General features: G+C 71.1%; 25 protein-coding genes. 17 read left to right on the top strand and 8 right to left on the bottom strand.

Features of this window, described 5'->3' with window-relative positions; genetic code table 11:
- Positions 1 to 2: 2 nt before the first annotated feature.
- The 7 genes from GB932_RS13335 to GB932_RS13305 all read left to right on the top strand — a co-directional run bounded on the left by GB932_RS13335 (position 3) and on the right by GB932_RS13305 (position 7,191).
- Complete coding sequence (locus tag GB932_RS13335) at positions 3 to 1,088, top strand: cupin domain-containing protein (protein ID WP_156761191.1); 1,086 nt, start codon at positions 3 to 5, stop codon at positions 1,086 to 1,088.
- Positions 1,089 to 1,120: 32 nt separating this feature from the next.
- Positions 1,121 to 1,924 carry a fumarylacetoacetate hydrolase family protein gene (locus GB932_RS13330; RefSeq protein WP_306769969.1) on the top strand — a complete coding sequence of 268 codons (804 nt, stop codon included), beginning with the start codon at positions 1,121 to 1,123 and terminating at the stop codon, positions 1,922 to 1,924.
- On the top strand, positions 1,924 to 2,478 hold the full coding sequence (locus GB932_RS13325) for a maleylpyruvate isomerase N-terminal domain-containing protein (RefSeq protein ID WP_156761189.1): 555 nt from the start codon (positions 1,924 to 1,926) through the stop codon (positions 2,476 to 2,478). Before GB932_RS13330 ends, GB932_RS13325 begins: the two co-directional genes overlap by 1 nt.
- A complete protein-coding gene (locus GB932_RS13320) occupies positions 2,479 to 3,081 on the top strand; it encodes a flavin reductase family protein (RefSeq protein WP_156761188.1) in 603 nt (200 codons plus the stop codon). It abuts the gene before it with no gap.
- Positions 3,082 to 3,186: 105 nt separating this feature from the next.
- Positions 3,187 to 4,617, top strand: a complete 1,431-nt coding sequence (locus GB932_RS13315; RefSeq protein WP_197517485.1) for an MFS transporter — start codon at positions 3,187 to 3,189, stop codon at positions 4,615 to 4,617.
- A gap of 3 nt (positions 4,618 to 4,620) precedes the next feature.
- Positions 4,621 to 5,646, top strand: a complete 1,026-nt coding sequence (locus GB932_RS13310) for a LacI family DNA-binding transcriptional regulator (RefSeq protein WP_156761187.1) — start codon at positions 4,621 to 4,623, stop codon at positions 5,644 to 5,646.
- A 39-nt stretch (positions 5,647 to 5,685) separates the two neighbouring features.
- Positions 5,686 to 7,191 carry a sulfatase family protein gene (locus GB932_RS13305; RefSeq protein ID WP_156761186.1) on the top strand — a complete coding sequence of 502 codons (1,506 nt, stop codon included), beginning with the start codon at positions 5,686 to 5,688 and terminating at the stop codon, positions 7,189 to 7,191.
- Positions 7,192 to 7,245: 54 nt separating this feature from the next.
- On the opposite strand, the gene GB932_RS13300 is transcribed toward GB932_RS13305, so the two are convergent.
- Positions 7,246 to 8,250, bottom strand: a complete 1,005-nt coding sequence (locus GB932_RS13300; protein ID WP_156761185.1) for a LacI family DNA-binding transcriptional regulator — start codon at positions 8,248 to 8,250, stop codon at positions 7,246 to 7,248.
- A 117-nt stretch (positions 8,251 to 8,367) separates the two neighbouring features.
- Here GB932_RS13300 and GB932_RS13295 point away from each other — a divergent pair, with 117 nt between their 5' ends.
- From GB932_RS13295 to GB932_RS13275, 5 genes are all read left to right on the top strand, one after another.
- Positions 8,368 to 8,727 (top strand): L-rhamnose mutarotase, encoded by a 360-nt coding sequence (locus tag GB932_RS13295; protein WP_156761184.1) that lies wholly within the window; start codon positions 8,368 to 8,370, stop codon positions 8,725 to 8,727.
- Positions 8,728 to 8,786: 59 nt separating this feature from the next.
- Positions 8,787 to 9,950, top strand: a complete 1,164-nt coding sequence (gene rhaI, locus GB932_RS13290) for an L-rhamnose isomerase (protein WP_156761183.1) — start codon at positions 8,787 to 8,789, stop codon at positions 9,948 to 9,950.
- Positions 9,950 to 10,789: an alpha/beta hydrolase gene (locus GB932_RS13285; RefSeq protein WP_156761752.1), complete on the top strand. Its 840-nt coding sequence runs from the start codon at positions 9,950 to 9,952 to the stop codon at positions 10,787 to 10,789. Before rhaI ends, GB932_RS13285 begins: the two co-directional genes overlap by 1 nt.
- Positions 10,790 to 10,834: 45 nt before the next feature.
- Positions 10,835 to 12,871: a bifunctional aldolase/short-chain dehydrogenase gene (locus GB932_RS13280; protein ID WP_156761182.1), complete on the top strand. Its 2,037-nt coding sequence runs from the start codon at positions 10,835 to 10,837 to the stop codon at positions 12,869 to 12,871.
- Between the two features lie 264 nt (positions 12,872 to 13,135).
- Entirely contained in the window at positions 13,136 to 14,545 is a 1,410-nt protein-coding gene (locus GB932_RS13275; protein ID WP_156761181.1) for a rhamnulokinase, read from the top strand.
- Positions 14,546 to 14,713: 168 nt separating this feature from the next.
- Here GB932_RS13275 and dhaM read toward each other — a convergent pair whose 3' ends face one another.
- The 4 genes from dhaM to GB932_RS13255 form a co-directional block, all read right to left on the bottom strand.
- Positions 14,714 to 15,451, bottom strand: a complete 738-nt coding sequence (gene dhaM, locus GB932_RS13270) for a dihydroxyacetone kinase phosphoryl donor subunit DhaM (RefSeq protein WP_156761180.1) — start codon at positions 15,449 to 15,451, stop codon at positions 14,714 to 14,716.
- Complete coding sequence (gene dhaL, locus GB932_RS13265) at positions 15,448 to 16,086, bottom strand: dihydroxyacetone kinase subunit DhaL (RefSeq protein WP_156761179.1); 639 nt, start codon at positions 16,084 to 16,086, stop codon at positions 15,448 to 15,450. The genes dhaM and dhaL overlap by 4 nt, the downstream gene beginning before the upstream one ends.
- Positions 16,087 to 16,090: 4 nt before the next feature.
- Complete coding sequence (gene dhaK, locus GB932_RS13260; RefSeq protein WP_156761178.1) at positions 16,091 to 17,080, bottom strand: dihydroxyacetone kinase subunit DhaK; 990 nt, start codon at positions 17,078 to 17,080, stop codon at positions 16,091 to 16,093.
- A gap of 147 nt (positions 17,081 to 17,227) precedes the next feature.
- Positions 17,228 to 17,866, bottom strand: a complete 639-nt coding sequence (locus GB932_RS13255; RefSeq protein ID WP_156761177.1) for an isochorismatase family protein — start codon at positions 17,864 to 17,866, stop codon at positions 17,228 to 17,230.
- A gap of 110 nt (positions 17,867 to 17,976) precedes the next feature.
- Between GB932_RS13255 and GB932_RS13250 the strand changes: the two genes are divergently transcribed.
- On the top strand, positions 17,977 to 18,933 hold the full coding sequence (locus tag GB932_RS13250; RefSeq protein WP_156761176.1) for a GlxA family transcriptional regulator: 957 nt from the start codon (positions 17,977 to 17,979) through the stop codon (positions 18,931 to 18,933).
- Positions 18,934 to 19,014: 81 nt separating this feature from the next.
- Complete coding sequence (locus GB932_RS13245; protein WP_231916196.1) at positions 19,015 to 20,382, top strand: multidrug effflux MFS transporter; 1,368 nt, start codon at positions 19,015 to 19,017, stop codon at positions 20,380 to 20,382.
- 101 nt (positions 20,383 to 20,483) lie between these two features.
- On the opposite strand, the gene GB932_RS13240 is transcribed toward GB932_RS13245, so the two are convergent.
- Genes GB932_RS13240 through GB932_RS13230 form a run of 3 tightly spaced genes read right to left on the bottom strand, consistent with a single transcriptional unit; the run spans position 20,484 to position 22,948 of the window.
- Positions 20,484 to 21,137: a ThuA domain-containing protein gene (locus GB932_RS13240; RefSeq protein WP_156761175.1), complete on the bottom strand. Its 654-nt coding sequence runs from the start codon at positions 21,135 to 21,137 to the stop codon at positions 20,484 to 20,486.
- 48 nt (positions 21,138 to 21,185) lie between these two features.
- Positions 21,186 to 22,511 carry an MFS transporter gene (locus tag GB932_RS13235; protein ID WP_156761750.1) on the bottom strand — a complete coding sequence of 442 codons (1,326 nt, stop codon included), beginning with the start codon at positions 22,509 to 22,511 and terminating at the stop codon, positions 21,186 to 21,188.
- 5 nt (positions 22,512 to 22,516) lie between these two features.
- The gene (locus tag GB932_RS13230) at positions 22,517 to 22,948 is read right to left on the bottom strand and encodes a MarR family winged helix-turn-helix transcriptional regulator (RefSeq protein ID WP_156761174.1); all 432 of its coding nucleotides are present in this window, start codon (positions 22,946 to 22,948) and stop codon (positions 22,517 to 22,519) included.
- A 59-nt stretch (positions 22,949 to 23,007) separates the two neighbouring features.
- On the opposite strand from GB932_RS13230, the gene GB932_RS13225 reads away from it, so the two are divergent.
- The 3 genes from GB932_RS13225 to GB932_RS13215 all read left to right on the top strand — a co-directional run.
- Complete coding sequence (locus GB932_RS13225) at positions 23,008 to 23,844, top strand: alpha/beta fold hydrolase (protein ID WP_156761173.1); 837 nt, start codon at positions 23,008 to 23,010, stop codon at positions 23,842 to 23,844.
- Positions 23,845 to 23,992: 148 nt separating this feature from the next.
- A complete protein-coding gene (gene lplAB / locus GB932_RS13220; RefSeq protein ID WP_156761172.1) occupies positions 23,993 to 25,042 on the top strand; it encodes a lipoate-protein ligase LplAB in 1,050 nt (349 codons plus the stop codon).
- The coding region (locus tag GB932_RS13215) for a DNA-methyltransferase (RefSeq protein WP_438616717.1) at positions 25,021 to 25,746 on the top strand (726 nt) is incomplete at its 3' end. The genes lplAB and GB932_RS13215, both read left to right, overlap by 22 nt.

The raw sequence follows: 25,746 nt of genomic DNA, 5'->3' as shown, positions 1-25,746 counted from the left end.
CCATGGACACGATGGACGGGCGGATCGATTCGCCCGAGCTCGAGCAGCTGTACGCCGACTTCGAGGCGAACTCGACGGCGCCGCTCTGGACCCAGCGCGATGACCTCATGCCGATGACGCCCGCGCCGGCCGCCGTGCCGCACGTGTGGCGCTGGAGCGCTCTGTACGACATCGCACGACGCTCCGGCGACCTCGTGCCCGTCGGTCGCGGGGGCGAGCGCCGCGCGATCGGTCTGCGCAACCCGGGCCTGCCCGGCACGGCGTACGCGACGCCGACCCTGTGGTGCGCGATCCAGTACCTCGGTGGCCACGAGACCGCGCCCGAGCACCGCCACAGCCAGAACGCCTTCCGGTTCGTCGTGGAGGGCGAGGGGGTGTGGACGGTCGTCAACGGCGACCCCGTGCGGATGTCGCGCGGCGATCTCCTGCTTACCCCGGGGTGGAACTTCCACGGTCACCACAACGACACCGCCGAGCCGATGGCGTGGATCGACGGGCTCGATATCCCCCTGTCGAACCACACGGACGTGGGCTTCTTCGAGTACGGATCCGATCGCGTCACCGACGAGGCCTCGCCCGACGTGTCGCGCGCCGAGCGTCTCTGGGCGCACCCCGGGATCCGCCCCCTGTCGGGCCTCGAGTCGCGCGTGAGCTCGCCGCTGAGCGCCTATCGATGGGAGCACACCGAGGCGGCGCTGCGAGAGCAGCTCGCGCTGGAGGACGAGGGATATCCCGCCACGGTCGAGCAGGGGCACGCCGCCATCCGATACACGAACCCCACGACGGCCGGGGACGTCATGCCGACGATCCGATGCGAGTTCCATCGCCTGCGTCGCGGGGCCGTGACGCCCGCGCGTCACGAGGTCGGATCCTCCGTCTGGCAGGTCTTCGAGGGGCGCGGCGAGGTCGTCCTCGGCGACGAGACCCACCGGCTGGAGACGGGCGATCTGTTCGTCGTGCCCAGCTGGGTGCCGTGGTCGCTTCGCGCCGAGACCGAGTTCGACCTGTTCCGGTTCAGCGACGCCCCCGTGATCGAGCGGCTCGGATTCGCCCGGACATACGTTCCCGAGCGGGACGGCGCACGATGAGGCTCGCAACCCTCCGAAGCGCCGGCGGCACGATGGCTGTCGTGGTCCGAGACGACGCGGTCACGCCGATCCCGGGTGTCGCGGATGTCGGAGCGCTGCTCGCGCGCCACGACTGGCGCGAGCTCGCCTCGTCGGCGGACGGCCGCGCGATCCCGCGGGGCGAGATCGCGCCCGACCGCTGGGCCCCCGTCGTGCCGCGCCCCGCGAAGATCCTGTGCGTCGGACTGAACTACCGCAGCCACATCCTCGAGATGGGGCGCGGCCTCCCCGCGCATCCGACGCTGTTCGCGAAGTTCGCCACGACCCTGACAGGGCCGTACGACGACATCGTCGTGTCCGCGCGCGCCTCGGCCGCCGTCGACTGGGAGGCCGAGCTCGCGATCGTGATCGGCCGCGAGGCGGCTGACGTCGACGACGGCGATGCGGCCGACGCGATCGCCGGGTTCACGGTTCTCAACGACATCTCGATGCGCGACTGGCAGAACCGCACGGTCGAGTGGTTGCAGGGGAAGAACTTCGCCCGCACGACGCCCGTCGGCCCCGTGATGCGGACGGCCGACGAGTTCTCGCTCGGCGCGCGGATCCGCTGTGAGGTCGAGGGCGAGATCGTGCAGGACGCGGCGACGGACGACCTCGTGTTCTCGCCCGCCGAGCTCGTGTCGTACGTCTCGCGGATCCTCCCGCTCGCTCCCGGCGACATCATCGCGACCGGCACGCCGGGCGGGGTCGGGCACGCACGGACGCCCGCCCGCTATCTGCGGGACGGCGACGAACTGGTGACCGCCGTCGACGGCCTCGGCGAGCTGCGGAACCGGATCCGCTTCGAGGCCGACTGATGCCTGGGCGGACCGACGATGTCGCGGACCCGGCGCTCGCCGCGGATCTCCTGCTCGCCCGCCGAGGGCAGGCCTTCTACGCCCGCGTACTCGGCGACCTGCCCGACCGCGACCTGGCGGGGCCGTCGCGCGTGCCCGGCTTCTCCCGCGCGCGGATCGTCGCCCATGTCGCGCTCGAGGCCCGCGAGGTCGCGCGCGTCGTCGAGGCGGTCCGCACATCGGATGATCCGCCGTCGCTCGCGGCGCCCGGTGCCCGGCGCGACGAGATCGACTTCGCCGCGACGCTGCCGGCCGAGGCGCTCCGCAACCTCGCGGCGCATGCGGCTGTCCATCTCAACGTCGAGTGGCGTGATCTCCCTGCGGACGGATGGCGCCGGCCGATCCGCACCGCGGGCGCCGCGGAGATCACGCCATGGTCGACCGTGCGCCATCGCGCGCGCGAGTTGTGGGGTAGGGCGCTCGACCTCGACGGCGTCGCGCTCGAGCGCGACGTGCCGCCCGAGATCCTCGGCGGCCTGCCCCTCCCGAATCCCTTCACCGCAAGGAGCCTGTAGATGTTCATCGACGCCGCGCCGCTGGACCCCGCCGCGACCTACCGCCTGCTCGTCGGATCCGTCGTGCCGCGCCCGATCGCGTGGGTCACGAGCGGCATCCCGCCCCACACCGTCAACCTCGCCCCCTTCAGCTCGTTCGCGTGGGTCAGCCAGCATCCCGCGATGCTGGGGTTCACGATCAACCGCCGCCCGACGGGACGCAAGGACACGATCGAGAACATCGAGCGCGACGGCCAATACGTCGTCAACGTCGCGACCGACGATCTCATCGAGCAGGTTCACGGCAGCAGCGCGTTCCTCGCCCCCGATGTGAGCGAGGCGGAGGCGCAGGGGCTCGACCTGGCCGGATCCGAGAAGGTGGATGTCCCGCGCCTCGCCGCGGCGAAGGTCAGCATGGAGTGCGTGCACGAGCGGACGATCGAGTTCAGCCCCACGGGCGGACAGTTCGTCGTCGGCCGCGTCGTCGGATGGCACGTCGACGAGTCGGTGATGGTCGACGGGCGCATCGACACGGAGCTGCTGCGCCCAGTCGGCCGTCTCGCGGGGCCCCGGTACAGCGGCCTCGGCGACGTCGTGGAGCTTCCGCCCGTCCCCGGCGGGTGAGCCTGCCGGAGTTCAATCGTTTGAATGTTTGTTTCAAACGATTGAACTCCGTAGCGTGACCTCGACGCCGCGAAGTCGCGGACGTCTCACGCTCGAGGAGGAACCGTGAATCGCCCGCAGCAGACCACACTGACCAGGGCGCTGAGCACCGCCCGCCCGTTCGGATGGCGCGACCGCGTCGGCTATCTCTTCGGCGACCTCGGAAACGACTTCCTGTTCCTCCTCGCGTCGTCGTACCTCATGGTCTACTTCACAGATGTCGCCGGCCTGCAGGCGGGCCACGTCGGCCTGCTGTTCCTTCTGACGAGGCTCCTCGACGCGTTCACCGACGTCGGGTGGGGCCGCTTCCTCGACGCGCATCGGCCATCGCCGAACGGGCGATTCCGTCCGTGGATCCTGCGCGCCGCCGTCCCGCTCGCCGTGATGAGCGCCCTCATGTACGCGCCCTTCGTCGCGGAGTGGGCCTATGGGGCGAAGCTCACCTACGCCGTCGTCACCTACGTGCTGTGGGGATCCGTGTTCTACACGATGGTCAACATCTCCTACGGCTCCCTCGCGGCGGTCATCACACCGGATCCGGGGCAGCGCTCGTCGCTGTCGGTCTTCCGCGGCATCGGCGCGAACATCGCGGGCATCTTCGTCGCGCTCGTGCCGCCGCTCGTCATCTACGGCACGGTCGACGGCGTGTCGACCGTACGTCCCGGGGCGTTCTTCGGCATCGGCATCGCCTTCGCTGCGGCCGCCGTCGTCTACTACGCCTTCTGCTATCGGCTCACGAGCGAGCGGGTCAAGGCCGAGCCGCGCGAGCGCGCCTCCTTCGCGACGCTCCTGCGCTCGCTTGCGACGAACCGCGCGCTGATCGCGCTCATGGGATCGAACCTGATCCTCATGCTCGCCGGCCTGCTCGTGAACGCCATGGCGGCGTACCTCTGGCTGAACCACTTCAACAACGGCGCGCTGTCGGGGCCCGCGCAGCTCGCGAGCTTCCTGCCGGGCCTGGTCCTCGCGCCGTTCGCCGCCGCCGTCGCGCGCCGGATCGGCAAACGCGAGTTCATCGCGGGCATGCTGCTCGTCAGCGCGGCCGTGTTCCTCCTCATGTTCCTGCTGCACGTCACCTCGCCGTGGGCGTTCATCGTGCTCTCGGTCGTCGCGGGTTTCGGCGTCGGCACCTACAACCTGCTCGTCTGGGCGCTGATCGCCGACGTGGTCGACTACGAGGAGGTGCGCACGGGTGAGCGCGACGACGGCACGGTCTACGCGATCAACACGTGGGCCCGCAAGCTCGGTTTCGCGCTCGCGGGAGGCGCCGGCGGGATCGCGCTCGGCATCGTCGGCTATCAGGAGGGCGGCGTGCAGCAGTCGGCCGCGACGATCGACGGGATCTACGCGATCTCGACTCTCGTGCCGGCCGTGCTGTACGGCGTCGCGGCCGTGATGCTGCTCACGTGGTATCCCCTCAGCAGGCGCCGCGTCGCGGACAACGTCGATGTGCTCGCGGCGCGGCACGCGGACCGCGCCGCGCCGACCGAGGGCTGATCCATGAAGCGCCCCACCCTCCGTGATGTCGCCGAGCGAGCCGGCGTCTCCGTGTCGGCCGTGTCCTACGCGCTCAACGAGAACAGCGACTTCCCTCTCGCCGAGCGCACCCGATCTCGGATCCGTCGCATCGCCCGCGAGATCGGCTACGTGCCCAACTCGCTCGCACGGTCGCTGCGGCAGCGCGCGGCCCGGCTCATCGGAGTGATCCTCGACAAGCCGCTCGCCTATCCGCGCTACGCCGCGATCGCGGACGGGCTGGCCCAAGGCGTCGCTGCGGAGGGGTATCAGCTCATGTTCCTCGCGACGCGCGACCATCTCGCCGGGGTGGACGCCGTGCGGAGCGGGCAGCTCGACGGGCTCGTGTTCGTCGGGCACGACGACCACGCCGTACCAGACGACCTCGCCCGCGCCATCGCGGAGCACGACATCCCGTTCGGGGCGATCGACTGCGGATCCGCCGACGTCGCGTACTCGACCGTCGACTTCGACTACGCGCGGGGCGTCCAGCTCGTCGTCGAGCGCCTCGTCGCAGACGGCGTGCGCACCGTGCACTATGTGCGCCCCGAGATCGCCTCCCACGCCGAGCGCGTGCGCGAGCAGGCGATGTTCCGCGAGCTCGCGGCTCACCCGGACGTCGCCGTCCACGTGCTGCAGACGACCATCACCTCGGCATCGCTCGCCGCGATCGACGCGTCGGAGACCGGCATCGACCACCGAGCCGACCTCGCGCGCCGCATCGGCGAACTGCTCGACGCGCGCGCCGCGCCGCCCGACACGACCGCCTTCGTGTGCTCGTGGGGCGCCGACGTCGAAACCGTGTTCGCGACCGCGCGCGCCCGCGACCCCCGCTGCCGCGTCGTCGGCCTCGCCGCGGGCGCCCTGGATCCGGCGCTGTGGCCCGGCGTCAGCTACGCCAGCCTCCCCCTCGCCGAGGGCGGCCGCGCCTGCGCAGGCCTCGTCGTCGTGGCCGCCCGCGACGGATCCGCCCCCGAGCACCTGCTGCTCGCGCCGACGCTCGTCGGCTGACACCCGCCCGCAGAGAGCCCGAAGAGAGAAGGAGACGCGATGAACCGCCCGAACATCATCTTCATCATGTCCGACGACCACGCCGCCCACGCCATCTCGGCGTACGGCAGTCGGATCAACCACACGCCGCACCTCGACCGCCTCGCCGAGGAGGGGGTGCGCATGGACGCCGTGTACTGCACGAACTCGATCTGCAGCCCGTCGCGCGCGACGATCCTCACCGGCACATACAGCCACATCAACGGCGTCTCGTCGATCTGGACCGAGATGGACTACCGCGTCCCCACCTTCATCGACGCCCTGCGCGGGGTCGGCTACCGGACGGGGATGTTCGGCAAGTGGCACCTCGGCGAGCAGGAGATCGCGCAGCCGCGCGGCTTCGACGCGTGGAAGATCTTCCCCGGCCAGGGCGACTACATCGACCCCGAGATGATCGACGCGAGCGGGCACCACACGGTGAAGGGGTACGCGACCGACATCGTCACCGACCTCGCGCTCGACTGGATCGACTCCGTCGGCGAGGATCCGTTCGTCGCGATGGTGCACCACAAGGCGCCGCACCGCCCGTGGATCCCCGACGAGAAGCACAGGCACCTCTACGCGGACGGATCCATCCCCGAGCCCGAGACGCTCTTCGACGACTACGCGACGCGCAGCCGGGCCGTACAGGGCGTGCACATGACGCTCGCCGACGACATGGGCGCCGACGACCTGAAGCAGGAGGTGCCCGAGCACCTGCGCGGCGACGAGAACCGCGAGGCGCGCGTGCGCTGGAAGTACCAGATCTACATGCGCGACTACCTGCAGACCGTGCAGTCGATCGACGACAACGTCGGCCGCCTGCTCGACCACCTCGATGAGCGGGGGCTCGCCGAGAACACCCTCGTCGTCTACACCTCGGATCAGGGGTTCTTCCTCGGCGATCACGGCTGGTTCGACAAGCGGCTCATGTTCGACCAGTCCCTGCAGATGCCGATGCTCGTGCGCTGGCCGGCGGAGATCGCGGCCGGATCGCGCTGCGAGGGCATCATCACGAACGTCGACTTCGCGGCGACCTTCCTCGACGTCGCCGGGCTGGATCCCGACGAGGCGCTCCCGACGTCGCAGGGGCGCAGCTTCCGCGCGCTGCTGCGCGGCGAGGAGGTCGACGACTGGCCCGATGCCGCGTACTACCGCTACTGGGAGCACGACGACCCCATCCACGGCGCGCCCGCGCACTACGGGATCCGCACCGCCGATCACAAGCTCATCTACTACTACGGCGCAGGCCTCGGCGTGCCCGGCGCCTCCGACGCCGTGTTCGAACCGGAATGGGAGCTGTACGACCTGCGGGCGGATCCGTCCGAGGTGCGCAACGTCGCGGGGGACCCCGCGTACGCCGACGTCCGCGCGGACCTCGAGCGGAAGCTCGCCGACTATCAGGCGCGCTACGGCGACGAGCCCTACCGCGGCGAAGACACGCCGCGCCCCGAGTGGGGGCCATATGACGAGGCCCTCTTCGCGCGGGTCGCGCAGTACGTCGCCGACATCCGCAGCTCGAGCTGAGGCGGTGCCGCGAGCGAGCATCCGCACAGGTGCTCGCTCGCGGGGATGCGAGCGTCAGCCGCCGGTCGACTCCCGCACGATGAGCTCTGGCTCGTATTCGATCGTCTCGGCGGCGCGCGTCGGATCGTCGGCGAGGGCGGCGAGAACGTCGAGGGCCGTGGATCCGATGAGCTGCGCGGGCTGGCGGATCGACGTGAGCGGGACGACCGTCGACTGTGCGAACGCGATGTCGTCGTAGCCGATGAGCGCGATGTCCTCGGGTACACGCAGGGAGCCCATCATCACGAGCGCCTGCATCACGCCGACCGCCACGAGGTCGTTGGCGGCGAAGATCGCGTCAGGGCGGTCCTCCGGCGCGCGCGCCGCGATCTCGGCGCCCGCGTCGCGTCCGGCGAGCACGGTCAGCTGGTCGGTGGGGAGGCGCTCGATGTGCGCGCCCTCGACCTTCGCGACGGCGCGCTCGGCGCCCGCGAAGCGGTCGGCGACCTGGCGCAGCGAACGCTGCCCGCCGACGAACGCGATGCGGCGGCGCCCCTGCTCGAGCAGGTGCCCTGCCGCGATGGATCCGCCGCGGATGTCGTCGACGGCGACGGACGAGAAGTCGGATCCGGGCGCCGTGCGGTCGACGAGGACGACGGGGATCCCGTGGTCGCGCAGGCGCCGGGCGGCCGCGAGCGTCTCGGAGCTGGGGGAGAGGAGCACGCCGCGGACCCGCTGCTCCTCGAACAGCGCCAGGTAGGCGTCTTCACGATCGCGCCGCTCGTCGCTGTTGCCGAGGAGGACCGACAGCCCGCGCTGCGCGGCCGCGTCCTCGGCGCCGCGCGCGACGTCGGCGAAGAACGGGTTGCCGGCATCGAGCACGATGAGGCCCACCGTCGTGCTGCGGCCGGCGCGCAGCTGGCGTGCCGCGTCGTTGCGCACGTATCCGAGGTCGTCGATCGCCTGGCGCACGCGGTCGACCGTCGCGTCGGAGACCGCCTTCGGGCGGTTGAGCACGTTCGAGACCGTGCCGACCGAGACCCCGGCCCGGGTCGCCACGTCGCGGATGCTGACCGTCATCCGACCTCCTCAGGTGTTCCCTGGATCCTATCGGGGCGGTGGGCGGCGAACGCGGCCTTGCGCATCCCCGGCCGATATGGGCATAATGAAACGATTCATGACGAGGGAGGGACCTCAATGACGAGCGAGACCCAGCGCATCGCGTTCCGGCTGCGCGTGAAGCCCGAGATGCTCGACGAGTACATGCGGCGCCACGACCCCGTCAGGCCCGAGATGCTCGACGAGATCGCGGCCTCGGGCCGCCGGAACTACTCGATCTTCCACCTCGGCGGCGGCGAGCTCGTCGGCTTCTACGAGACCGACGACGACGCGGCCTCGCAGGCGTATCTCGCGAGCAGCGAGGTCGCCGCGAGATGGGAGGCCGAGATGGCGCCCTTCTTCCTCGCCCAGGACGGCCGCGCAGATCAGAGCGCCGAGACCTTCCCCGAGGTGTTCCACCTCGAATCCCAGCTTCGCGCCGCGCGCGCCGAGAACTGAACATCCGCATCCGCGCGGCCGATGGCGGCCGCGACGATCGACAGAAAGGCTCGTGAACCATGAGCATCCTCTCCCCGGACCTCCTCGATCAGCTCTCGACGCAGGCCATCGAGCTGCCCTCATGGGCGTTCGGCAACTCCGGCACCCGCTTCAAGGTGTTCGGCACGCCCGGCACGCCGCGCGATCCGTTCGAGAAGATCTCCGACGCGGCGCAGGTGCACAAGCTGACGGGCCTCGCCCCGACGGTCGCGCTGCACATCCCGTGGGACCTCAGCGACTTCGCGGCGCTCCGGAAGCACGCCGAGGACAACGGCGTCGCCCTCGGCACGATCAACTCGAACACGTTCCAGGACGACGACTACAAGTTCGGCGCCCTCACGCACGAGGATGAGCGGATCCGCCGCAAGGCGATCGACCACCACCTCGAGTGCATCGACGTGATGGACTCCACGGGTTCGCGCGACCTGAAGATCTGGCTCGCCGAGGGTTCCAACTACCCGGGCCAGGCTGATATGCGCGGGCGCCAGGATCGCCTGCACGAGTCGCTCCAGACGATCTACGACCGGCTCGGAGACGACCAGCGCCTCGTGCTCGAGTACAAGTTCTTCGAGCCGTCGTTCTACCACACCGACGTTCCCGACTGGGGTACGTCCTACGCCCAGGTCGCCGCCCTCGGCGACAAGGCGCTCGTGTGCCTCGACACGGGCCATCACGCGCCCGGCACGAACATCGAGTTCATCGTGATGCAGCTCCTGCGCCTCGGCAAGCTCGGCTCGTTCGACTTCAACAGCCGCTTCTACGCCGATGACGACCTCATCGTCGGCGCGGCGGATCCGTTCCAGCTCTTCCGCATCGTGTTCGAAGTCGTGCGCGGCGGCGGCCTGAACAACCCCGATGTGCAGTTCATGCTCGACCAGTGCCACAACGTCGAGAACAAGATCCTCGGCCAGACCCGCTCGGTGCTCAACGTGCAGGAGATGACCGCCCGCGCGCTGCTCGTCGACACGGAGGCCCTGCGCGCCGCGCAGATCTCCGGTGACGTGCTCGCCGCGAACCAGGTGTTCATGGACGCGTTCTACACCGATGTGCGCCCCGCGCTCGCGGAGTGGCGCGCCGCCCGCGGGCTGCCCGCAGACCCGATGCAGGCGTTCGCCGACTCGGGCTACCAGGAGTCGATCGAGGCCGCGCGCGTCGGCGGCCAGCAGGCCGGCTGGGGCGCGTGATGCGTCCCCGTGACGTGACGCTCGACGGCCCCCATGGGCCGCTCGGCGTGCGCGTGTACGCGGCCGAGGCGCCCACGGGCGCGGTCGTCGTGTGGGCGCACGGGGGCGGGTTCGCCGCGGGATCCATCGACATGCCCGAGGGCGACTGGGTGGCGCGCGCCTTCGCCGCGCGCGGCATCACGGCGGTGTCCGTCGACTACGCGCTGGCCCCCATCGAGCCCGGATCGCGGTGGGCCGACCACGAGCCCCACGACGGCGTGCGCTATCCCATCGCCTCGGAGGAGATCGAGTGCGCCCTCGCCTGGGCGCGTGACCGCGCGGCCGAGTGGGGCGGGGAGCCCTCCCGCGTCGCGATCGGCGGCGCGAGCGCGGGCGCCAACCTCGCGACGGGCGTCGTCGTGCGCCTGCTGAAGACGGGTCGCGCCCTGCCTGCGCACGTCGTGCTCGCGTACCCGACGCTGCACGCGGTGCAGCCGGCGGTGCCGGTCGAACTCGCCGCCGCACTCGCGGACGCGGGGCTGAGCGCGCAGTTCGCCCCCGCCGCCGTGCGTGAGATGTACGAGAACTACCTCGGCGGATCCGTCGACACGGCCGACTCGATCGGGGCGCCCGGCACCGCGACCGACGGCGAGCTCGTCGGCTTCCCGCCCACGACGATCGTCGCGAGCGAGGTCGACGAGCTGCGCGTCTCGGGCGAGGCGTTCGCGCACTCGCTCGCCGGTGTCGACGCCGACGTGCGCTGCACGGTCGAGTCCGGCACGCGCCACGGCCACCTCAACCGCCCCGACGAACCCGGAGCCGAGGCGACGATCGACACCTTCGCAGCCCGGCTCGCCTGATCCCGATTCCCGCGCCTCCGGTCGCGACCCCACCAAGGAGACACCATGACGAACCCCACCGTCACCGAACTGATCACCCGGTCGAACCGCCTCGGCGCCGACCCGAAGAACACGAACTACGCAGGCGGGAACACGTCGGCGAAGGGCGCGGAGACCGACCCCGTCACGGGCGAGCCCGTCGAGCTGCTCTGGGTCAAGGGATCCGGCGGCGACCTCGGCACGCTCGAGGAGAAGGGGCTCGCGGCCCTGCGCCTCGACCGCATGCGTGCGCTCGTCGATGTGTACCCCGGCATCGACCGCGAGGACGAGATGGTCGCGGCGTTCGATTACTGCCTGCACGGCAAGGGCGGCGCCGCCCCGTCGATCGACACGGCCATGCACGGCCTCGTCGACGCCCCGCACGTCGACCACCTCCACCCCGACAGCGGAATCGCGATCGCGACCGCCGCCGATGGCGAGGAGCTCACGAAGAAGATCTTCGGTGACAAGGTCGTGTGGGTGCCGTGGCGCCGCCCCGGATTCCAGTTGGGCCTCGACATCGCCGAGATCAAGAAGGCGAACCCGCAGGCGGTCGGCACGATCCTCGGCGGCCACGGCATCACGGCGTGGGGCGACACGAGCGACGAATGCGAGAGGAACTCGCTCTGGATCATCGAGCAGGCGCAGGCGTACATCGAGGCGAACGGATCCGCGCAGCCCTTCGGCGCCGTGCGCGCCGGCTACGAGGCGCTGCCCGAGGCGGAGCGCCGCGCGAAGGCCGCCGCGCTCGCCGCGACGATCCGCGGGATCGCGTCGCACGACGCCCCCATGGTGGGCCACTTCGCCGACGCCGAGGTCGTCACCGACTTCCTCGCCTCGGAGCGTGCGCCAGAGCTCGCCGCGCTCGGCACGAGCTGCCCTGACCACTTCCTCCGGACGAAGGTCAAGCCGCTGATCCTCGACCTCCCGGCGGACGCGTCGGTGGAAGACTCCATCGCCCGTCTGAAGGAGCTGCACGAGGCGTACCGCGCCGACTATGCGGCCTACTACGACGCATACGCGACCGACGACAGCCCGGCGATGCGCGGAGCGGATCCCCTCATCGTCCTCGTCCCCGGTGTCGGCATGTTCAGCTACGGCAAGAACAAGCAGACCGCCCGCGTGGCCGGCGAGTTCTACATCAACGCGATCAACGTCATGCGCGGCGCCGAGTCGCTCTCGACCTATGCGCCGATCTCCGACGAGGAGAAGTTCCGCATCGAGTACTGGGCTCTCGAAGAGGCCAAGCTCCAGCGCATGCCGAAGCCGAAGACCCACCAGGGCCGCATCGCCCTCGTCACCGGCGCGGCGAGCGGCATCGGCAAGGCGATCGCGAAGCGCCTCGCGGCCGAGGGCGCGTGCGTCGTCATCGCCGACCTCGACCTCGAGAAGGCCCAGGCCGCCGCGGCCGAGCTCGGTGGCACGGATGTGGCCGTCGGGGTCGCCGCGAACGTCGCCGACGAGGCCGCCGTCACGGCCTCGATCGACGAGACCCTCCTCGCGTTCGGCGGCGTCGACCTCGTCGTCAACAACGCCGGCCTCTCGCTGTCGAAGCCGCTGCTCGAGACGACCGAGAAGGACTGGGATCTCCAGCACGACGTCATGGCGAAGGGATCCTTCCTGGTGTCCAAGGCGGCTGCGAAGCCCCTCATCGAGCAGGGCATGGGCGGCGACATCATCTACATCTCGTCGAAGAACTCGGTCTTCGCCGGCCCGAACAACATCGCCTACTCGGCGACGAAGGCCGACCAGGCCCACCAGGTGCGCCTGCTGGCCGTCGAGCTCGGCGAGCACGGTGTGCGCGTCAACGGCATCAACCCCGACGGCGTCGTGCGCGGATCCGGCATCTTCGCGGGCGGCTGGGGCGCGCAGCGCGCCGCCACCTACGGCGTGAACGAGGAGGATCTCGGCCAGTTCTACGCGAACCGCACGATCCTCAAGCGCGAGGTCGTGCCCGAGAACGTGGCCGACGCGGTCTACGTCCTGACAGGCCCCGAGCTCAGCCGCACGACGGGCCTGCACATCCCGGTCGACTCGGGCGTCGCCCAGGCCTTCGTCCGCTGATCGACCGCGTCTTGAACAGCACAACGCAGTCGATTCGGACGGTCGGGGCTGTCCTGCGCGGCGAAGGGCGCCGAGGCACACGAATCGACTGCGTTGTGTTCGAGGAGGAACGATGACAGCTCTCGCGATGCTCGGAATTGGCCGGGTGCCTCTTGACCGAGCGGTCCTCAGCACAACGCAGTCGATTTGGGCTGCAAGAGCCGGATACGGCCTGATGGATGCTCGAAGCCATCGGATTGACTGCGTTGTGATGGGGGTGGTGCGATGAGTTCTGTAGCCGCAGTCGACCTCGGTGCGACGAGCGGGCGGGTGATCGTCGGGCGCTTCGCGGACGGCGGGATCCAGATGGAGACCGTCGGCCGTTTCCCGAACCACCCCGTGCGCACCCCGAGCGGCCTGCACTGGGATCTCCTCGCGCTCTACCGCGGGGCGCTCGGCGGGCTGACCGAGGCCTTCCGCCGGGCGCCCGGGCTCGCGTCGATCGGCATCGACTCGTGGGCCGTCGACTACGCCCTGATGCGGGGCGACCGGATGCTCGGCATCCCGTTCCACTATCGCGACGAGCGCACGGCCGCCGGGGTCGAGGCCGTGCACGCCGTCGCCCCGTTCGAGGAGCTGTACCGCCGCAACGGCCTGCAGTTCCTCCCGTTCAACACGCTCTACCAGCTCGCGTGCGAGCGCGGTGTGATCGAGGCAGCCGACTCGCTGCTGCTCGTGCCCGACCTGTTCGGTTGGATGCTCACGGGCGAGAAGGCCGCCGAGCGCACGAACGCCTCGACGACGGGGCTGCTCGACGTGACGTCGAAGCAGTGGGATCTCGACCTCGCCGCGCGCCTCGGGGTGCCGGAGCGCATCCTTCCCCCGCTCGTCGACCCGGGCGACACGATCGGATCCCTCCTGCCGCACGTCGCGCAGGAGCTCGGCGGATCCGCGCCTGTCGTCGCCGTCGGATCCCACGACACCGCGTCGGCGGTTCTCGCGGTGCCCATGCAGGCCGACCGCGCCGCCTACATCTCGTGCGGCACGTGGGGCCTCGTGGGCGTAGAGACCGAGCGGCCCGTCCTCACAGACGCGGCGCGCGAGGCGAACTTCACCAACGAGGGCGGCGTCGACGGGCGCACGCGCTTCCTGCACAACGTCATGGGTCTGTGGCTCCTGAGCGAGACCATCCGCGAGTGGGAGCGAGAGCCCGGCGCCGAGAAGATCGACCTCCCGGCGCTGCTCGCAGGCGCCGGCGCGGTGCGCGGCGAGGTCGGGATCTTCGACGCGAACGATCCCGTCTTCATGCCGCCGGGCGACATGCCGGGCCGGATCGCGACGTGGCTCGCCGAGCACGACCAACCGGTCCCGAAGACGCGCGCCGAGTTCGCCCGCTCGATCGTCGAGAGCCTCGCGGAGGCGTTCGCGGGGGCTGTGCGCACGGCGTCCGAGCTGTCGGGTGTGCCCGTCGAGACGATCCACATCGTGGGCGGCGGATCCCTCAACGAGCTGCTCTGCCAGCTGACGGCCGACCGCGCGGGGATCCCCGTCGAGGCCGGGCCGATCGAGGCCACCGCGATCGGCAACCTGCTCGTGCAGGGTCGCACGGCGGGCTTCGTCTCGGGCGACCTCGAGGCGCTCCGCGCCGTCGTGGCCGAGGCGTTCCCGCCGAAACGGTACGCACCGCGCGGCTGACGGCGGTCGCCGCTCACGCGGGTGGCAACGACACGCCGTACGGCGTGCGCTCGTCCGGGCGTGTCGTGACCACCGTGATGTCAGCAGTCACGACACGCCGTCTTGCACCGCGGCGACAGGGCGTGTCGTGACCACCGATCGTGCGGCGCGCACGGGGCGGCGTCGCGCCTACTCCGCGGCGTCCTCCCCGAAGCCGTTCTCGACGAGCTCTCGGATCGCGTCGAGCGCCCGGGCGGCGTCGGGGCCCTCGGCTGTGACGGCGATGACGTCGCCATGCGCGGCGCCGAGCGACATGAGTCCCATGAGGCTGCGGGCGTCGACGGGCGCGTGCGCGTCGGTTCCGATGCGCACCTCGACGTCGAGGCCCTTGAGGGCCCGGACGACGAGCCCGGCCGGGCGCGCGTGCAGGCCGACGTCGTTCGTCAGCGTGAGGCGGACCCCCGCGGGTGCGCCGACGTCCGGCGCGGCATCGGCCGCCTCGCTCTCGTGGTCCGCCTCCGGGCCCGCGACGCCGAGCTGATCCTCTTTCGCCGCGAGCGCCCCGCGCGCCTCGCGATCCGCCTCGTCGAGCGTCGCGCCGCCGGCCGCGCTCACCACGACCGCGACGAGCCCCTCGACGAGCGGCGCGGGCGTGAGCCGCACCTCGCAGCCCGGATCGATGAACTCGAGCGCCATCTCGGCGCTCATCACGGCGGATCCGAGGTCCATGAGCACGAGCACGCCGTCGTCGCCCGAGACGGCGCTGATCGCGTCGGCGACGCGCGTCGCGTCGGTGCCCGTGATGCCCTCCCCGGCGCCCGCGGCGAGGGCGACGTGGGGCGGATCCTCCGGAACCATCTCGAGCGCGAGGTCGAGCGCGGCGCGGGCGAGCGGCGCGCTGTGCGAGACGACGACGATCCCGATCATGCCGCGAGCGCCTCGGCGAGAGAGCGGAACAGGAGCGCCGTCGAGGCGGCCCCCGGATCGATGTGGCCGGCGCTGCGCTCGCCGAGATAGCTCGCCCGCCCCTTGCGCGCGATGAGCGGCTCGGTCGCGTCGCGCCCGGCGTCTGCGGCATCGGCGGCCGCGCTCGCCGCGGCGCCCAGCACGGATCCTCCGGTGACCGCCCGCTCGAATGCGGCGACCGCGGGATCCATCGCGTCGATCATCGTCTTGTCGCCCGCCTCGGCCTTCCCGCGAGCGATGACGCCGTCGAGCCCCGCGCGCAGTCCCGCGGCGAGCGTGGCCGGATCCGCCTCACCCTCGTGACCGAGCGCGGCGGCGAGGCGCAGGAAGAAGGTGCCGTACAGGGGCCCGCTCGTGCCGCCGACCGTCGAGACGAGCGTCATCCCGACGGCCTTGAGCAGGCCGTCGAGGTGGGCGGGCTGATCCGCAAGGACCTTGTCGACCGCGGCGCGCGTGCCCCTGCTCATGTTCGCGCCGTGGTCGGCGTCGCCGATCGCCGAGTCGAGCTCGGTGAGGTGGTCGCGCTGCGCGTCGACGACGTCGGCATACGCCTCGAGCCAGGCCGTCGCCGCGGCGACGGTGATCGTGTCTGTCACGCGATCACGCTCCCCATCGCAGGCCGGCCGTGTTCACGGGAGCGTCCCACAGGCGGAGCATCTCGTCGTCGGCGCGCAGCAGGGTGAGCGAGCAGCCCGCCATGTCGAGCGAGGTGATGTAGTTGCCGACGAGGCTCCTGGCGACCGTCACGCCCGCCTTCTCGAGCAGCGACGCGACCTCGCCGTACATGAGGTGCAGCTCGATGAGCGGCGTCGCTCCCATGCCGTTGAGCATCGCGATGACCGGCGACGTCGTCATGTCGAGGTCGGCGAGGATCGGCTCGACGATCATCTCCGCGATCTCCGACGCGGGGGCGACGGGGACCCGCCGCCTGCCGGGCTCACCGTGGATCCCGATCCCGACCTCCATCTGGTCGTCGGGCAGGTCGAAGGTCGGCTTGCCGACGGCGGGGACGGTGCAGCTCGTGAGGGCGACGCCCATCGAGCGGCCGCTGTCGGCGACGCGACGCGCGAGCTCCGCGACCGCGTCGAGGTCTCGGCCCTCCTCGGCGGCCGCGCCGACGATCTTCTCGAGCAGCACGGTGACGCCGACGCCGCGCCGGCCCGCCGTGAAGCTCGAGTCCTGCACTGCGACGTCGTCATCGGTCACGACGGTCTCGACGCGGACGGATCCGGCGAGCTCCGCCGCCATCTCGAAGTTCATCACATCGCCCGTGTAGTTCTTCACGATGTGGAGCACGCCCGCGCCGCGGTCGACGGCGGTCGTCGCGGCCACCATCTGGTCGGGCGTGGGCGACGTGAACACCTCACCCGCACACGCCGCATCGAGCATTCCGAGGCCGACGAAGCCGCCGTGCAGCGGCTCGTGCCCGGATCCACCGCCCGAGACGAGCGCGACCCTGCCGTCCGGTTTCGGCTCGGCGCGGAGGACGACGCGGTTGTCGTGATCGACGCGCACCTGCGGGGTGCTCTTGTCGAGGCCGACGAGGGCGTCGCGGATGACGTGCTGCGGGTCGCCGATGAGCTTCTTCATCGCCGCCCGCCCCTGCGGATGGTCTGGCTGCCGTTCATGAACGCTCCTTCGCCTCCGATGCCGGGGCGACGGCGCCCCGAGCGGTGTCGCTCCGACGCTATCGAAGGCGGATGGCGAACGGGGAGGCCTGAACGGATGTGCAGGCGATCAGGCGACGGCGGCCTCCTCGCGCCCGCTCAGGGCCGAGGCGACCAGGTCGCTCTTCGGCAGCGCCTCGCCCGCGGCGAGGGCCCCTTCCCACTCCTCGGTCGTCGCGACCGCGGCGAAGTTCGAGTGCAGCAGCACCATGAGCGTCTCGTGCACCTGGCGCGCGCTCGCGGATCCGGCCGCGTTCGCGAGGTGGATCGCGCCGGTGGCGTCCGAGAGCACCTCGACGGCGATGCCGAGAGGCTCGGCGCCGGCGGCGGAGGCGAGGACGCAGTTGTTCGTCATGTACCCCACGAGCGTCACGGTGTCGACGTCGTTCTCCCGCAGCCACGCGACGAGCCCCTCGTCGGCGAAGACCGTGCCGACGCTCTTCGTCGACCGCGCCCACGCCGGTGTCACGCGCGCGGCGACCTCGGGCTGCAGATCCCATCCTGCGGATCCGCGGGCGAAGAGGGGAGCGCCCTCCGGGTATTCGTGCTGCACGGCGGCGATCGGGATCTCGGCGGCCGTCGCGGCGTCGATCGCGCGGGCGATGGCGCGGATCGAGCCGGAGCGGTCGGGGTGCTGCACCTCGAGCGGCCCGTCGACGTACTCGTTCTGCACGTCGATCACGATGAGGGCGCGGCGTCCTGCGGTCATGGGTGTCTCCTTCCGAAGCGCCGCGGTCCGGCGGCGCGGATCCAGCATGCCGTGGGGCGATCGCCGCGCGTGAGTGGCGTAGAGACACATGTTCGATGAAAATAGGCCAGATGAGGATCGCGGTGCACGCCTTCGACGACATCAGCATGTTCCACCTGTCGACGCCCGTGCTCGTCTTCGACGAGGTCGGACGCTCGGGCGGCGCGGATCCCTGGCGCACGACGGTCTGGACGGACGGCGGCGGCGCTGTGCGCACCTCCGGCGGCCTGCGGATCGACGGGGTCGCTGGCGCCGACGCGACCGCCGACGCCGACATCCTCGTATTCCCGAGCTGGCCGGCGGACCTCCCTGCCGTGCCGGACGGCCTCGTGCGCCTGATCGTCGCCGCGCACGCGCGCGGCGCGACGATCGTGGGCCTGTGCCTCGGCGGCTTCCCCGTCGTGGCGAGCGGGATCCTCGACGGGCGCCAGGCCGTGACGCACTGGGGATCGACGGCGGAGCTCGCCGCCCTCCGGCCCGAGGTCGACGTCGACGCCGACTCGCTGTACATCGACCACGGCGACGTCCTCACCTCCGCCGGCACGGCGTCGGCCCTCGACGCGTGCCTGCACATCGTCCGTGAGCGCCTGGGCGCGGCGGTCGCGGCATCCGTCGCCCGCTCGATCGTGATCGCCCCGCACCGCGAGGGCGGGCAGGCGCAGCACGTCGACGCGGTGCCGGAGACCGGTGACGTGAGCGACGACATCGCGCCGGTGCTCGCCTGGGTCGAGGAGAATCTCGCGGAGCGCCTGACGGTGGAGGTGCTCGCGCGCCGCGCGCTCATGAGCCGGCGCAGCTTCACGCGCCGGTTCCGCCGAGCGACCGGGGCGACGCCGGCGCAGTGGGTGCGGCGCCGGCGCCTCGACGCGGCCCGCGTGCGGCTCGAGACCGCGACGGATCCCATCGGCCGGATCGCCGAGGCCAGCGGCTTCGGCAGTGCGGTCGCCTTCCGCCAGGCCTTCGTCCAGGCCTTCGGGACGACGCCGACCTCGTACCGGCGGCGGTTCGCGGACGCGCCGCGCGCGTGAGGCGGCTCTCGCCGTGCGCGGCCCGGTGCCGGTAGCGTCGACGATGCCAGTGAAACGATCTCGAGCGAAGGTCCGGACCCCGTGACGAAACACGAGCGCGACGACGACGCGCACCCCCATACCGGCATGATCCCCGCCGCGACGGGGCTCATCCCGATCCCCACGGGCGTCGTGCCCGTGTCGGATCGCGTGCGCGGTGCGTCGCGGGAGACGGCGAGCGAGCATCGCGGGGATCAGCTCTCGAGCGCCCGCCGGCTCGCCTACGTCCTGCTGCTCGGCGCGCTCACGGCGCTCGGCCCGTTCACGGTCGACCTGTACCTGCCGGCGTTCCCGCTGCTCGAGAGCGAGTTCGGCGTCGGCGAGGCCGCGGTGCAGCTCACCCTCACGGGCACGATGATCGGATTCGCGCTCGGCCAGCTCGTCGCGGGTCCGCTGAGCGATGCCGTCGGACGCCGCTGGCCCCTGCTGATCGGCACGGCCCTCCACGTCGTCTCGACCACGATCGCCGTCTTCGCGCCGTCGATCGAGATGCTCGGCGTCGCACGCGTGCTCATGGGCGTCGGCGCGGCCGCCGGCGGCGTCGTCGCGATGGCGACGGTGCGCGACCTCTTCGGCGGCCGGCGGCTCGCGATCATGCTCTCGCGGCTCGCGCTCGTCACGGGCGCCGCGCCCGTGATCGCGCCGCTCATCGGATCCGCCCTCCTCGAGGTGCTGCCGTGGCGCGGGATCTTCGTCGCGCTCGCCGGGTACGGCGTCGCGATGCTCCTGTTCGCGATCTTCTCGCTGCCGGAGACGCGGCCGAAGGAGGACCGCGCGACGGCCGAGACGACGTCGATCCGGCACCGCTATCGGGTCGTGTTCTCGGACCGCGTGTACGTGGGGGTTCTGATCATCGGTGCGATGACGTTCTCTGGCCTGTTCTCGTACCTGTCGAGTTCGTCATTCCTGTTCCAGACCGGGTACGGCCTGAGCGCCATGCAGTTCGGCCTGATCTTCGCCGCGAACTCGGTCGGGCTCATCATCGGCAACCAGATCGCCGCGCGGCTGGCCGTGCGGCACGGACCGCAGTGGGTGCTCGCCTTCTCCACGGCGGCGCTGCTCGTCAGCGCGTGTGCGATCCCCGTCTGCGCGCAGCTCATTCCGAGCGCGTGGGGCGTGATCGTCCCGCTGTTCCTGTTCATGAGCTCGTGCGGGTTCACCTTCCCGTGCGCGCAGGTGCTCGCGCTCGACCGCCACCCCGACGCCGCCGGGACCGCGGCGAGCGTGCTCGGCGCCGCCAACAACGGCGTCGCGGGCCTCATCTCTCCGCTCGTCGGCGTCGTGTCGGTGTGGACGGCCGGCATCACGCCCCTGTCGATGGCGTCGATCATGATCGCGTGCGCGATCGTCGGGATCCTCGCCCTCTGGATGATCGTGCGCCCGCGCACGCTGGGGCAGCTGGGCGACTGATCCGGCACCCGCCCGTGAGCGCACACGAGTTGTGCGAGCGCACAGGACATCTCATGTTCTCTCGCGCAGAACCTGTTCGTTCGCGGGAGAGGTGGCGTCGACTACGCCCGTGCCGCCCAGCGTGCGAGGCGGCCGATGAGCGCCCGGTGATCCGGGGAGTCGTATGAGCGGGCGTCGTGGCCGAGAAGGTCGACGGCGATGCGGGCGGATCCGTGCTCCCTCGTCCACACGACCGGGTGGCGCACGCCCTCGTGTTCGTGGGTCGCGACGATGTCGCGCGGGCCGATCGGCTGCATGTAGGCGTAGCGCTCGTCGACGGCCATGAGCGGCTCGGGTCCCGCGAGCGGGTGCGGTTCCCAATCGAAGCGGGCGTCGGAGAGCGGCGGATGCATCGAGATCCCGGGCAGCCAGATCCCACCCGTCGCGATGGGCCACGAGGGGTAGTCGCGCAGCGACGCGAGCGATGTGTGCATCGCGAGGACGCCGATGCCGCGGTCGAGCGCGGCGTCGAGGCCCGCGATCGCGTCGGTGGGGGCGCCGATGATCGGCGGGTCGTGCCGCCACGGATCCCCGGCGTTGACCGCCAGGAGGTCGGCGTCGCCGATCCTGCCGAGCGCCTCGTCGACGGGCGCCACCTCGGAGTGGAAACCGGCCTCGCCGAGTGCGGCCGCGAGCCGGGCCGTCGTGTCGGCGAACGGGTGCCAGGGATCCTCGTAGCGGCCCTCGGCTGTGGCGATCAGTGCGCGCAGAGACATGCATCCATCACATCACGGAAAGCGCTTGCCTGTATCGGGGGCCGACCGTCAGCGGCGCGTCGGCGCCGCGTGCGTCTGGGCGACGGCGTCGTCGGTGCCGGTCGGTTCGACGACCGGCGTGACGACAGTCACGGGCCGGGTCTCATCGATCGTCAGGTGGAATCGCCGGTCGTCGGCACGGTGCAGGCGGCCCGAGAACAGCAGCCACGCCGCGCCGATCGCCGCCGCGACGAGCCCCGCGATGCCGCCGACGACGATCGCCGTGCGCGGGCCCCATGCATCCGCGACGGCGCCGATGATCGGGGCGCCGATCGGGGTGGATCCCATCATCACGGCCAGGTACAGCGCGAGTACGCGCCCGCGCAGCGCCGGATCCGTCGTCGTCTGCACGAATCCGTTTGCGGTCGTCAGCATCGTCACGGTGCAGAAGCCGATCGCCATGCAGACGAGGGCATACGCGAGGTAGGCGGGCATCATGGCCGACACGATCGACATCGCGCCGAAGCCCGCGGAGGCGAGCATCACGACGCGCAGCCGCGCGCGGTCGCGCCGGGCGGCGAGCAGGGCGCCCACGAGGGATCCCGCCGCGAGAGCCGAGCTGAGCAGGCCGTAGCCGTCGGCGTCGCGGCCGAACTCGACCGCCATCGTCGAGGCGAAGATCGGGAAGTTCATCCCGAACGCGCCCATGAGGAACGCCATCGCGAATGTCACGACGAGGTCGGGACGGCCCGCGACGTACCGCACGCCGTCCGAGAGGCGGCCGCCGCCCTTCTTCGAGCGCGCGACGGGCTGCAGCTCGTCGCGCCTGATGAGGATCAGCGCTGCGAGCATTGCGGCGAAGGTCGCGGCGTTGATGACGAACACCCACCCGCTGCCGACGAGGATCAGCAGGATGCTGCCGACCGCGGGGCCGATGAGCCGGGCCATGTTGAACGACGCCGAGTTGAGCGCGACGGCGTTCGACGCCTGCGAGCGGCCGACGATGTCGCTCACGAACGCCTGCCGCGCCGGGGCGTCGAAGGCGTTCGCCACGCCGAAGAGTGTGGCGAGGACGAGCATGATCGGCAGCGTGAGCACACCCGTGAGGAGGAGCACGCCGATGACGACCGAGAGGATCCCGAGGCTCGACTGGGTGAGCAGCAGCAGCTTCCGGCGATCGAAGCGGTCGGCGACCCATCCCGTGACGCCGACGAGCACGAGAGGCGGCCCGAACTGGCACGCCATCGTGACGCCGACCGCCGTCGCGTCGTGGTTCGTGAGCTCGGTGAGCACGACCCAGTCCTGCGCGGTCGCCTGCATCCACGCGCCGATGTTCGAGACGAGCGCCCCGAGGAACCACAGGCGGTAGTTGAAGATGCCGAGCGAGCGGAACATGTTCCTCACCTGTGCACCTCCCGCAGGATGATCGCGGCCGCGTCGTGCACCGTGCGGCGCTCGTCGTCGGTGAGGCCCGCGAGCACCTGGGCGAGCCAGTTGTCGCGGCGCGCGACGGTCTCCTCGACGACGGCGGATCCTGCCTCGGTGACCGCGATGCGCACTCGTCGGCGGTCGTCGGTGTCGGCGACGCGGGTGACGTAGCCGAGCTCCTCGAGGCACGTGACGGTGCGGGTCATCGACGGCGCCGTGACGCCGTCGCGCTCGGCGAGGGCCGTGAGGGTGTGGGGGCCGTGCAGGTGCACGTTCACGAGCACGGCGAACTGTCCATCGCTCATCGTGGTGACCGATCGCTGCTGGCGGAGGCGCCGCGCAAGCCGCAGCGTCGCGGCACGCAGTTCGGAGGCGTCGTTCTGGAGGGAGTCGTCGTCTGTCATCGCAATAGTTAGTTTAGGTCATTAGTTTGGGTAACGGCTCGATGTGGGAGGATCGCGCCATGGCTGAGTTCGTCGATCGCCGAGGCGCCACGATCTACTACGACCGCTACGAGCCGGAGGGTGAACCGCGCGGCGTCGTGCACGTCCTGCACGGCGTCGGCGAGCATGCGGGGCGCTATCGGGCGCTGGCGGAGGCGCTCGCCGGGGCCGGCTGGGTCGTCTACGCCGACGACCACCGCGGCCACGGGCGCACGGGTATGCGGCAGCACGGATCCGCCGACCTGCTCGCCCACCTCGGCGAGGGCGGTCATCGTGCGGCGGAGGAGGCCGCATGGCAGATGTCTGAGATCGCGCGCACCGAGAACCCGGGCCTGCCGTTCGTGATCCTCGGCCACTCGTGGGGCTCGTTCCTCACCCAGATCATCGTCAACGACCACCCGGGCGCACACGACGGGATCGTGCTCGTCGGATCCGCGCTCCGATGGCCCGGCTACCTCAACGCGATGCCGCTCAACGCCCGTTGGGATGGTCCGGACGCGAAGGGCAACGAGTGGATCTGCGAGGATCCGGCCGTGCAGGACGCGGCTCTCGCGGATCCGCTGCAGACGCAGACACCGCTCGCGAAGGCGTTCGGCCCGCTGAACACGCTGCGGCTCATCGGCCGCCCCGAGAAGGACCTGCCGGACAGGCCGCTGCTGCTCATGGTGGGTCGCGATGATCCCGTGGGCGGGCCCCGCGCGGTGCACGCGCTCGCGGATGCATACCGCGAGCGGTCGGGCTTCACGGACGTGACGACGCGGGTGTACGCGGGCCGCCACGAGATCCTCAACGGCTACGTGCAGGAGCAGGTGCGCGCCGACATCCTCGCCTGGCTCGCCGCGCGGTTCCCGGCGTAGGCCTGTCCCTCTCGCAGCACAACGCAGTCAGAACGGCGGTCGGTGCCGGGGGATGACGGCGTGTCCTGCGCCTCCTTGTCGGATCGACTGCGTTGTGCTGTGCGCACGCGACCGGATCCCTACCAGCCCGCCCGACTACCCTGGAGGAATGCACGGCGAGTACAAGGTTCCCGGCGGCAAGCTCGTCGTCGTCGACCTCGAGGTGTCCGAGGGGAAGATCAGCGAGTTCGCGCTCGCGGGCGACTTCTTCCTCGAGCCCGACGAGGCCCTGATCGACATCAACGGCGCCGTCGTCGGCCTGCCCGACACGGCCGACGTGCCGACGATCGCCGGCGCGATCCGCCGTGCCCTGCCCGACGGCGCGCAGCTGCTCGGCTTCACCCCCGAATCCGTCGGCACGGCCGTGCGCCGCGCGCTCGTCACCGCTTCGACATGGACAGACTTCGCGTGGGAGATCATCGACGATCCCGCCGTGTCGCCCCTGATGAACCTCGCGCTCGACGAGGTGCTCACGGAGCGCGTCGGCGAGGGGCTGCGCAAGCCGACCCTGCGGATCTGGGAATGGGACCGCTCGGCGGTCGTCATCGGATCCTTCCAGTCGTACAAGAACGAGGTCGACCCCGAGGGGGCGAAGCGCCACGGCTTCGACGTCGTGCGCCGGATCTCGGGCGGCGGCGCCATGCTCATGGGCGCCGAGCAGATCATCACCTACTCGCTCTACGTGCCGGCGTCGCTCGTCGCCGGGCTCACGTTCGCCGACTCGTACGCGTTTCTCGACGACTGGGTGCTGCAGGCGTTGAAGGCGATCGGCATCGAGGCGACCTACCAGGGGCTCAACGACATCGCGAGCCCGCAGGGCAAGATCGGCGGCGCCGCGCAGAAGCGGCTCGCGAACGGCGGGATCCTGCACCACGCGACCCTGAGCTACGACATCGATGGCCAGGTGATGGCCGAGGTTCTGCGCATCGGCCGCGAGAAGCTCAGCGACAAGGGCACGACGTCCGCCGCGAAGCGCGTGGATCCCATTCGCACCCAGACGGGCATGGAGCGTCGCGCGATCCTCGACGCGTTCATGGCCGAGTTCCAGAGGTTCACGGGCGCCGAGCGCGGATCCGTCACGCCGGAGGAGCTCGCGCAGGCCGAGGAGCTCGTGCGCACGAAGTTCTCGACCGACCCGTGGCTGCACCGCGTCCCGTGACCCTCGCCGATTCCGCCCCGCAGCGGGGCCTGAGCCAGGGCGCGCCCGTCGCGATCCACCATGGCGACAACCTCGAGGTCATCCAGACGCTGCCCGACGGCGCCTTCACGATGATCTACCTCGACCCGCCCTTCAACACGGGGCGGAAGCGCCAGCACACGACGCAGCGCGTGACGCACGCGCCCGACGCCGTGCACGTCGACGCGATCGACGACGGCGAGGATCCTGACGGCGCCCTCTTCGGAGACGACTTCCTCAACGCGACCGAGAACCCCGTCTGGAACGGCTTCCATGGGCGGCGGTACGAGCGGATCCGCCAGACGCTCACGACGTTCGACGACCGTTTCGACGACTACTGGGCCTTCCTCGAGCCGAGGCTCAGCGAGGCGTGGCGCCTGCTCGCCGACGACGGCACGCTCTACCTGCACCTCGACTACCGCGAGGCGCACTACGCGAAGGTCATGCTCGACGCGGTGTTCGGCCGCGACCACTTCCTGAATGAGATCGTCTGGGCATACGACTACGGCGCGAAGAGCCGCTCGCGCTGGCCCACGAAGCACGACACGATCCTCGTCTACGTGAAGGACCCGGAGCGGTACCACTTCGACTCCGACGCCGTCGACCGCGAGCCGTATATGGCGCCGGGGCTCGTCGATGCCGAGAAGGCGGCGCGCGGGAAGCTGCCGACGGATGTCTGGTGGCAC

This window comes from Microbacterium karelineae, from assembly GCF_009745985.1.
In the GTDB taxonomy this organism is placed as follows: Bacteria; Actinomycetota; Actinomycetes; order Actinomycetales; family Microbacteriaceae; genus Microbacterium; species Microbacterium karelineae.
The sequence above is the reverse complement of the archived record's forward strand: the minus strand, read 5'-3'. Positions and strand labels throughout refer to the sequence as shown.

Excerpts from the sequence above, each read along its gene's own strand:
- GB932_RS13310 (WP_156761187.1), top strand. The coding sequence starts at position 4,621 with ATGAAGCGCCCCACCCTCCGTGATGTCGCCGAGCGAGCCGGCGTCTCC.
- GB932_RS13255 (WP_156761177.1), bottom strand. The coding sequence starts at position 17,866 with ATGACCGCAGGACGCCGCGCCCTCATCGTGATCGACGTGCAGAACGAG.
- dhaM (WP_156761180.1), bottom strand. The coding sequence starts at position 15,451 with ATGATCGGGATCGTCGTCGTCTCGCACAGCGCGCCGCTCGCCCGCGCC.
- dhaK (WP_156761178.1), bottom strand. The coding sequence starts at position 17,080 with ATGAAGAAGCTCATCGGCGACCCGCAGCACGTCATCCGCGACGCCCTC.
- GB932_RS13285 (WP_156761752.1), top strand. The coding sequence starts at position 9,950 with ATGCGTCCCCGTGACGTGACGCTCGACGGCCCCCATGGGCCGCTCGGC.
- GB932_RS13235 (WP_156761750.1), bottom strand. The coding sequence starts at position 22,511 with ATGTTCCGCTCGCTCGGCATCTTCAACTACCGCCTGTGGTTCCTCGGG.
- rhaI (WP_156761183.1), top strand. The coding sequence starts at position 8,787 with ATGAGCATCCTCTCCCCGGACCTCCTCGATCAGCTCTCGACGCAGGCC.
- GB932_RS13325 (WP_156761189.1), top strand. The coding sequence starts at position 1,924 with ATGCCTGGGCGGACCGACGATGTCGCGGACCCGGCGCTCGCCGCGGAT.
- GB932_RS13275 (WP_156761181.1), top strand. The coding sequence starts at position 13,136 with ATGAGTTCTGTAGCCGCAGTCGACCTCGGTGCGACGAGCGGGCGGGTG.
- GB932_RS13320 (WP_156761188.1), top strand. The coding sequence starts at position 2,479 with ATGTTCATCGACGCCGCGCCGCTGGACCCCGCCGCGACCTACCGCCTG.
- GB932_RS13250 (WP_156761176.1), top strand. The coding sequence starts at position 17,977 with ATGAGGATCGCGGTGCACGCCTTCGACGACATCAGCATGTTCCACCTG.
- GB932_RS13280 (WP_156761182.1), top strand. The coding sequence starts at position 10,835 with ATGACGAACCCCACCGTCACCGAACTGATCACCCGGTCGAACCGCCTC.
- GB932_RS13240 (WP_156761175.1), bottom strand. The coding sequence starts at position 21,137 with ATGTCTCTGCGCGCACTGATCGCCACAGCCGAGGGCCGCTACGAGGAT.
- GB932_RS13225 (WP_156761173.1), top strand. The coding sequence starts at position 23,008 with ATGGCTGAGTTCGTCGATCGCCGAGGCGCCACGATCTACTACGACCGC.
- GB932_RS13305 (WP_156761186.1), top strand. The coding sequence starts at position 5,686 with ATGAACCGCCCGAACATCATCTTCATCATGTCCGACGACCACGCCGCC.
- GB932_RS13330 (WP_306769969.1), top strand. The coding sequence starts at position 1,121 with ATGGCTGTCGTGGTCCGAGACGACGCGGTCACGCCGATCCCGGGTGTC.
- GB932_RS13335 (WP_156761191.1), top strand. The coding sequence starts at position 3 with ATGGACACGATGGACGGGCGGATCGATTCGCCCGAGCTCGAGCAGCTG.
- lplAB (WP_156761172.1), top strand. The coding sequence starts at position 23,993 with ATGCACGGCGAGTACAAGGTTCCCGGCGGCAAGCTCGTCGTCGTCGAC.
- GB932_RS13295 (WP_156761184.1), top strand. The coding sequence starts at position 8,368 with ATGACGAGCGAGACCCAGCGCATCGCGTTCCGGCTGCGCGTGAAGCCC.
- GB932_RS13230 (WP_156761174.1), bottom strand. The coding sequence starts at position 22,948 with ATGACAGACGACGACTCCCTCCAGAACGACGCCTCCGAACTGCGTGCC.
- GB932_RS13300 (WP_156761185.1), bottom strand. The coding sequence starts at position 8,250 with ATGACGGTCAGCATCCGCGACGTGGCGACCCGGGCCGGGGTCTCGGTC.